Raw genomic sequence first — 7945 nt, 5'->3', positions numbered from 1 at the left:
GCGTCCGCGCTTCTTGTGACCGCGCTGAAAACCATTTCCGGCAGCAGCTTGCTGGGCCGTCATATCCTGTTCCTCCATTCGGCAACCTCGGCATCTAACAGGCGTTCAAGTGTTTCGACACGGGTTTCGAGTCGCTTTGCCCGCTGTTTCAGATCGGCGACGATTTCCTTTTCGCGCGCGGTCTGTTCCGGGCTTTGTGTGCGTTGCTCCGCCTTCATGCGCTTCCAGACCGTGATGTAGTGAAACACGACCCAAACCGGGCCAACCACGGCGATTAAAACGATCAAGGGTACGGCAATCGCCCACATATTCGACATCTCGTTCTTTCAAACAGACCTGTGCCTCAAAACACGCAAGCCTGTTACTTACTTGTCTTTCTTCGTGTCTTTTTTCACACGCGCTTTCAGTTCCTTGAGATCATCCTCGATCCCGAGCTCCGCCTCAAGGTCTTCAAACTGCTCTTCAAGGCTCTGGCCGCGGCCAAGCTCCCAGGAGTCCGCATCGGCTTCAAGCTCATCGATGCGGCGCTCCATCTGCTCATAGCGCAGAAGCGCGTCATCGATCTGACCCGAATGCAGCTTTTCTTTCATTTTGACACGCTTTTCAGCTGTCTGCATGCGGATTTCAACCGTACGCTGTTTTGCCTTGGCTTCGTTCAGCTTGTTCTGAAGCTTGTTCAGGTCCTCGTCATACTTGCCAAGGGTTTCCTCAATCACTTCCAGCTCCCGCTCAAGCACAAGGCTCTGATCGGCCAGACGACGGCGCGCCATCAGTGCGCCCTTGGCCAGATCATCACGGCCCTTGGAAACGGCAAACTCTGCCTTGGTGTCCCATTCGACCTGACCGTCATGAAGTTTCTTGAGCTTGCGCTCGACTTCCTTCTTGTCGGCAATCGCCTTGACGGCAGCGGAACGCACCTCAACCAGGGTGTCTTCCATTTCCTGGATCATCAAACGCACCATTTTCTCAGGATCTTCGGCACGATCCAGAAGCGAATTGATGTTGGCATTTACGATATCGGACAAACGCGAAAACACGCCCATTGTCTGATCTCCTTAATTAATCGGGGGACGCTACAAATTCTGCACTCTCTATCTCAAGAACCGTGCCAATTTCGAAATCACCCAAAATCAACGACTTAACAAATCATCAGACTTTTTAAGTAACTTTTATCGCGACAATATTGGTGTTTTTCGATAACGTTTTTCGCGAAATGGACAGCTTGCAACCGATATTGGGCGAAGACCCCGTTTTTCTGGCCGCCCTTGAACATGTTTCACGTCTGGCACCGATTGAACGCCCATGTCTGGTGATTGGCGAACGCGGCTCGGGCAAGGAACTGATTGCCGCCCGCCTGCACTATCTTTCGCGCCGCTGGGGCGGCCCACTGGTCAAGGTCAATTGCGCCGCCCTTTCTGAAACCCTGCTCGATACCGAACTGTTCGGCCACGAGGCCGGGGCGTTTACCGGGGCCACCAAACGCAATATCGGGCGGTTCGAACGTGCGCATGGCGGCACGATAATCCTGGACGAAATCGCCACCGCAAGCCCCGTGGTTCAGGAAAAGCTTCTGCGGGTGGTTGAGTATGGCGAGATCGAGCGTGTCGGTGGCTCGGAAGTCATCGAAGTCGACACCCGCGTCATTGGTGTGACAAATGAAAACCTGCGCGAACTGGCCAAAACCAACAGGTTCCGCGCCGATCTGCTTGATCGCCTCGCCTTTGACGTCATCGCGGTCCCGCCGCTCCGCCAACGGTCTGATGATATACTCTTACTCGCCGAACAGTTCGCGCTTGAGATGACAAAACGTTTGGGCCGCAGCGTCTTTCCGGGCTTCTCGCGTCCTGCCGCCGAACAACTCCTCCGCCATCCCTGGCCCGGCAACATCCGTGAACTGCGCAACGCGGTTGAACGCAGCATCTACCTTGCTGAAGACGACGAAACCCCGCTCGCCCACATCACCCTTGATCCGTTTGATGGCATCTGGTCAGAAACCGACACCAGCACAGCCAGCCAATCCAACCCGATTGAAACGCCCGACCCCGACAGCACCCCGGACGGCACCATCGACTTCAAAACACAGGTCGCCAATTTCGAAATAAAGCTACTGGAACAAGCCCTTCGCACGAACGCCAACAACCAGACCGAAGCCGCCAAGACCCTTGATCTGAACTACCACCAGTTCAGAAGATTGCTCGAAAAACACGACTTACTGAAGGGCACTGGAGCAAAAAACAACCAGGGCGAGCCCTAGAGCAGACGTGGCACCACTTACGTGTGGCGGAAATTTGATATAAGTTGCATGCGCTTAATGGTGACCTAAGGGGGAGTCAAAAAATGCATACAAGAACTATGGTAGCTATTTGTTTTTGCTTGGCAATATCAGCTTGCGCTAGCGTGAAAGTTCAGTCTCCAGCAGAACGTTCTTTTGAAAAATCGCGAGAATACGACCTTAACTACGAAGCCACTTGGCAAAGAGCTGTCGACTGGTTTGCTAACCACAATGTGATTATTGAAAAGATTGAGAAGCCCTCGGGACTGCTAACTGCGAAGTATAGTTTACTTACCTCGCAGTCGTTTTTGGATTGCGGTGAAATCAACACATCTGGAACTCTTGGGGATGCCGATATTACCAGAATTGGCTCACTGAACGTCACGGTAAGAAACGTTACCGACACAAGAACGCGCGTAAACGTTAACTTCTTTGGCGAGTTCGAACTAAATGCTCGGGACGGTTGGGATGGCCGCCTGATAGTTCACCGAGGACAATGTGTTTCAACCGGTCAACTAGAGGCGAATATTCTAGAATTCATAGAATAACCTGCGTTCCTAACAGTGCGGGTTGAGGTTTCGAGCGACGCATAACTTCAATCCGCCAGTGCCCGCGCAATCACCATCCGCTGGATATCGGACGTGCCTTCATAGATCTGACAAACCCGGACATCGCGATAGATGCGCTCGACCGGGAAGTCCTTGAGATAGCCATAGCCACCATGAATCTGGATCGCGGCCGAGCAGACTTCCTCGGCAATTTCAGACGCGTACATTTTCGCCATGCAGGCCTCGGTCAAACACGGCTTGTGATCATCGCGTAAGGCAGCGGCACGCTGAACCAGCAACCGGGCGGCATCAATCTTGGTGGCCATATCGGCCAGACGAAATGCCACCGCCTGATGTTCAATGATCTTTTTGCCGAATGTTTCGCGTTCGTTGGCGTAATCCTTTGCGGCCTCGAACGCCGCACGCGCCATGCCGACCGACTGGGCGGCAATGCCGATGCGTCCGCCTTCAAGGTTGGCAAGGGCGATTTTATAGCCCTGCCCTTCCTCACCCAGCATGTTTTCCGCTGGCACCCGGCATTCGACAAAGGTGATCTGACAGGTGTCAGACGCATTCTGCCCCAGCTTTTCCTCTACCCGCGAAACAACATAACCCGGCGTATCGGTCGGCACGATAAAGGCCGAAATGCCGCGCTTCCCGGCGTCCGGATCGGTCACGGCAAAGACTATTGCCAGATCGCCTTCAGAGCCCGATGTGATGAATTGCTTGGCGCCATTAAGGATCCAGTGATCGCCATCGCGGACCGCGCGGGTGCGCAGCGCACTGGCATCTGACCCGGCCTGCGGTTCAGTCAGGCAAAAGGCCCCGATCTTTTCACCGCGCGCCATCGGGATCAGAAATTCCTGCTTTTGCGCCTCTGTCCCGAATTTCAGGATCGGCATGCAGCCAACAGAGTTATGCACCGACATGATGGTCGATGTTGCCCCGTCGCCCGCAGCGATTTCTTCGAGTGCAAGGGCATAGGCGACATGATCCATGCCCGCCCCGCCATATTCCTCGGGCACCAGCATGCCCAGAAAGCCAAGCTCGCCCAGGCCTGCAATCGCCTCGGCCGGGAAGGTGTGGTGGGCATCCCATTTTGCAGCATTGGGTTTGAGTTCGTTTTCGGCGAACTCGCGCGCTGTATCGCGCACCATGATCTGATGTTCTTCCAACCGCATGACGGCCACCCTCCCGCTTTACGTTTCATGGGCGATGTCCGGTCCTGCGATCAGAAGATCGTTTTCATCAGGCCGGGCTTATTCTTCGCCCTGAACAAATCTGTCCTGCGCGGCATCAAAGCGCCACAGGATCCCTTCCTTCATGCCGTACCACCAGCCATGCAGCTTGAGGTCACCGGCATCGACCCGTTCCTTGATGAACGGGAACGACATCAGGTTTTGCAACGAGTTGCGGATCGAATGGCGCGATACCTTGTCGGCATCCGGACCATGTTCCAGACAGCATTTCGCAATGCTGACCCACTCGCCGATAAAGTCGCGATCCGGTACCTTGCCCGCTTCGCCGTGTTCAACCAGGGCCTGCATGCCACCGCAGGCCGAATGACCCAGAATGACGATGTCCTTGACCTTCAGATCACGCACCGCAAATTCAATCGCCGAAGACGTCCCGTGATAATTTTCATCGGGCTCATAGGGCGGAACAAGGTTTGCCACGTTACGGATGACAAACATCTCGCCCGGTTCGGCATTGGTCAGAATGGCGGGATCAACACGGGAATCGGAACAGGCAATCAAAAGAACTTCCGGCCGCTGGCCCATATTCACCAGATCCTCGACGCGTTCCGGGCGCTGTTCATAATACATCGCCTTAAAGCTTTTGAACCCGGCAAGCATCCGATCAACGGTTGGCTTTGGCATCTCGCGAAGTCCCCTATCCTGTCAAACTCTGTCGCCAAAATAGGACCAATTCGCCCAAGTTGATAGCCCCCATTCAAACCTTTTGAATCGTTCTAAACGTGCAGTCTCCCTAGCTCGCAAGACATTCAAACCCAGACGTTCAAGGATCAGGTTCTAGAACCGGTCGGCGCGCAGCACCTGACAATCACTGATCGTGACGACGCCGATATGGCGGTCCACCACCTCAAAAGCGGCCTCAAGCATCCGGTCAAGTTTCTCGGGCCGGATAATGCAGATCACCTGAACCATGCCGCCCCCGCGCGACACGGTATCGTCGCGGCTCCAGTTACCGGACCGCCCCGATCCGCCCAGAACCGGCAGCACGGAAAAGCCCGTGACCCCGGCACCTTCAAGCGCCTGACGCAGGCGGGTTTCCATGATGGCTTCGATAATGATCGCCACACGTTTGGCATCATGCTTTTCCATGGGATTAACCTCCGTGAAGGGCGCTGGCCATCGCAAGATAAAGCGGAATGCCAAGCGTCAGGTTGAAGGGGAACGTCACACCAAGCGACAGCGTAAGATAGACCGACGGGTTGGCCTCTGGCAGGGCGACACGCATGGCGGCGGGCACCGCGATATAACTTGCCGAGGCGGCCAGCACCATCAACAGCACCGCTCCACCCAGCGACAGGCCGATAAGCAACGCAAACGCCAGTCCAAGGCACGACCCGATCACCGGCATCAGCATCCCGAAAACAAGCGGCCCCGGACGCAAAACCGCACGCCCCTGTTTAAGGCCACGCCCGGCAACCAGCCCCATATCAAGCAGGAACAGGCAAAGAACCCCCTGGAAGGGCGCAACAATCAGCGCCTCGATCTTGGCCATGCCTTCGGCCCCGGTGATCCAGCCAATAAGGAAACTGCCAACCAGCAAAACGATAGAGCCATTAAGCAGGATTTCACGGATCAGCGCGCCATCCATCCGGCCCTTGCCACCCGATGACACCAGCAACAGGGCCGAGAAGATGGCAGGTGCCTCCATCGCGGCTGCAACGGCAACCATGTACCCCTCTGCCACGATGCCGGAACTTTGCAGCACCGAGGTCGCGGCAACGAAGGTCACAATAGAGATCGACCCATAATGGCCCGCAACCGCAGCGGCGTCTGTTCTGCTCAGTTGCGAAATCCATCGCAAAAGGCCAAAGGCAATGAAAGGCAGCACAAAGGACAGGATCACACCGGACATCAGCGTCATGCCAAGCGTCAGGTCGATGCCGTTATTTGAAACCGCAACCCCGCCCTTGAAACCAATGGCAAACAGAAGATAAAGCGATATCCCCTTGGCCACCGCCTCGGGGATCGTCAGATCCGAACGCGCGAGGGCAGCACCCACCCCCAGAACAAAGAATAGAACGATGGGCGACAGAAGATTTTGCGCCGCCAGGCTCAACACATCTTGCATGGCTGTCCCTTGACTGTGATACCGCTGTGTCACGCAGGTAGCCTCGCCCCTGCGCCAAAACCGTCATTCCGATAGCAGGATCAAGGTTTTCTGTCACCAGAAAGCCGAAAACTTCGACCACAGGGGCGTAACTTGGTTCACATAATTCACCCGGGAATTACAGGAGTTCGATGGCAACCGCTGTAGCCTCGCCACCGCCAATGCAAAGCGAGGCCACACCCTTGGTCCCGCCATGGGTTTTAAGCGCATGGATCAGGGTTACAAGCAATCGCGCACCGGTCGCACCAATCGGATGACCCAGTGCACAGGCACCGCCATGGACATTGACCTTGCCATGATCAAGCTCCAGATCATGGATCGCGGCCATGGCGACCACGGCAAAGGCTTCGTTGATTTCCCAAAGATCGACATCGTCCTTGGCCCAGCCCGCCTTGGACAGCACCTTCTTGATTGAATCAACCGGGGCGGTCGTGAACCAGCAAGGTTCTTGGGAATGCGTTGCCTGACCAACGATCTTGGCAAGCGGCTTGAGCCCGCGCTTTTCGGCCTCGGATGCGCGCATCATGACAAGGGCGGCGGCCCCATCTGAAATCGATGCCGAATGGGCAGCTGTGACCGTGCCATCCTTGGCAAAGGCCGGACGCAGGGTCGGGATCTTTTCCGGTTTGGCTTTTGGCGGCTGTTCGTCGGCATCAATCGTCACATCGCCCTTGCGGGTGGCATAGGTGACCGGGGTGATTTCATCGCTAAAATGGCCGGATTTGGCTGCATTCTGCGCACGCGTCAGCGAGGTAATGGCATAGTCATCCTGCGCTTCACGCGTGAAGCCGTATTTTTCCGCTGTCGCTTCGGCGAAGGTCCCCATGGAGCGGCCCTTGTCATAGGCATCTTCCAGACCATCAAGCGCCATGTGGTCATAGACCATGTCATGGCCGTATTTGTGGCCCGAACGCATTTTCGGAAGCAAAAACGGCGCATTGGTCATGCTTTCCATGCCACCAACAACCATGACGTCGGCGGAACCGGCCGCCAGCGTATCGTGGGCAAACATCACGGCCTTCATGCCCGATCCGCACATCTTGTTGATCGTGGTTGCACCGGCCGCACGCGGGATGCCGGCATTCCATGCAGCCTGGCGGGCCGGGGCCTGCCCCTGTCCGGCGGGCAGGACATTGCCCATGATCACTTCGTCAATATCATCGGCAGACACGCCACCGCGTTCCAGGGCCGCCTTGATGGCAACACCGCCAAGTTCGGACGCGGTAACAGGGGCAAAATCACCCTGCATGCCGCCCATCGGGGTACGCGCGCAGGAAACGATGACGATCGGGTCAGAAATGCTCATGGTAAGGTCCGTTTGTTTATGGGACAGAAGTTCAATCAGGGTTTAGCGGACTCAGGCGGTTTCGCCAAACAGTTCGCGGCCAATCAGCATGCGGCGGATTTCACTGGTGCCCGCACCGATTTCATAAAGCTTGGCATCGCGCAGCAGACGGCCCGTCGGATATTCATTGATATAGCCATTGCCGCCCAGCGTCTGAATGGCTTCAAGTGCCATCCAGGTTGCCTTTTCGGCCGCATACAGGATCACACCGGCGGCATCCTTGCGCGAGGTTTCATCACGGTCACACGCCTTGGCAACCTCATAGACATAGGCACGGCATGCATTCATCGTGGTGTACATATCGGCAATCTTGCCCTGCATCAGCTGGAACTCGCCAATCGCCTTGCCGAACTGCTTGCGTTCATGGATATAAGGCACAACCACATCCATGCAGGCACGCATGATGCCCGTGGGGCC

Annotated in this window: 10 protein-coding genes; 2 read left to right on the top strand and 8 right to left on the bottom strand. The window is 56.0% G+C overall.

All coding sequences use genetic code 11. From position 1 onward, the window contains the following. Positions 1-59: 59 nt before the first annotated feature. Together pspB and pspA are read right to left on the bottom strand one after the other, a co-directional pair. On the bottom strand, positions 60-317 hold the full coding sequence (gene pspB, locus B2R48_RS01740; protein WP_235285114.1) for an envelope stress response membrane protein PspB: 258 nt from the start codon (positions 315-317) through the stop codon (positions 60-62). A gap of 48 nt (positions 318-365) precedes the next feature. After that, complete coding sequence (gene pspA / locus B2R48_RS01735; RefSeq protein ID WP_062956818.1) at positions 366-1043, bottom strand: phage shock protein PspA; 678 nt, start codon at positions 1041-1043, stop codon at positions 366-368. A 170-nt stretch (positions 1044-1213) separates the two neighbouring features. On the opposite strand from pspA, the gene pspF reads away from it, so the two are divergent. Next, positions 1214-2254: a phage shock protein operon transcriptional activator gene (gene pspF / locus B2R48_RS01730; protein WP_296997051.1), complete on the top strand. Its 1041-nt coding sequence runs from the start codon at positions 1214-1216 to the stop codon at positions 2252-2254. An 83-nt stretch (positions 2255-2337) separates the two neighbouring features. Beyond that, positions 2338-2820 (top strand): hypothetical protein, encoded by a 483-nt coding sequence (locus tag B2R48_RS01725; RefSeq protein WP_296997044.1) that lies wholly within the window; start codon positions 2338-2340, stop codon positions 2818-2820. A 47-nt stretch (positions 2821-2867) separates the two neighbouring features. Here B2R48_RS01725 and B2R48_RS01720 read toward each other — a convergent pair whose 3' ends face one another. The 6 genes from B2R48_RS01720 to B2R48_RS01695 form a co-directional block, all read right to left on the bottom strand. Beyond that, positions 2868-4001, bottom strand: coding sequence for an acyl-CoA dehydrogenase (locus tag B2R48_RS01720; RefSeq protein ID WP_296997041.1), 1134 nt, complete (start codon positions 3999-4001; stop codon positions 2868-2870). Between the two features lie 78 nt (positions 4002-4079). After that, the gene (locus B2R48_RS01715) at positions 4080-4700 is read right to left on the bottom strand and encodes a carbonic anhydrase (RefSeq protein WP_213473459.1); all 621 of its coding nucleotides are present in this window, start codon (positions 4698-4700) and stop codon (positions 4080-4082) included. Positions 4701-4853: 153 nt separating this feature from the next. Further along, positions 4854-5165 carry a P-II family nitrogen regulator gene (locus B2R48_RS01710; protein ID WP_062956823.1) on the bottom strand — a complete coding sequence of 104 codons (312 nt, stop codon included), beginning with the start codon at positions 5163-5165 and terminating at the stop codon, positions 4854-4856. A 4-nt stretch (positions 5166-5169) separates the two neighbouring features. Continuing rightward, a complete protein-coding gene (locus B2R48_RS01705; protein ID WP_296997035.1) occupies positions 5170-6144 on the bottom strand; it encodes a sodium-dependent bicarbonate transport family permease in 975 nt (324 codons plus the stop codon). Between the two features lie 157 nt (positions 6145-6301). Next, positions 6302-7489, bottom strand: a complete 1188-nt coding sequence (locus tag B2R48_RS01700; RefSeq protein ID WP_062956825.1) for an acetyl-CoA C-acyltransferase — start codon at positions 7487-7489, stop codon at positions 6302-6304. A 51-nt stretch (positions 7490-7540) separates the two neighbouring features. Beyond that, positions 7541-7945 (bottom strand): acyl-CoA dehydrogenase family protein (locus B2R48_RS01695; protein WP_296997032.1); only part of this gene is annotated, 405 nt, incomplete at its 5' end.

Origin of the sequence: Thalassospira sp. UBA848, assembly GCF_002295455.1 — a bacterium.
Classification (GTDB): domain Bacteria; phylum Pseudomonadota; class Alphaproteobacteria; order Rhodospirillales; family Thalassospiraceae; genus Thalassospira.
The sequence above is the reverse complement of the archived record's forward strand: the minus strand, read 5'-3'. Positions and strand labels throughout refer to the sequence as shown.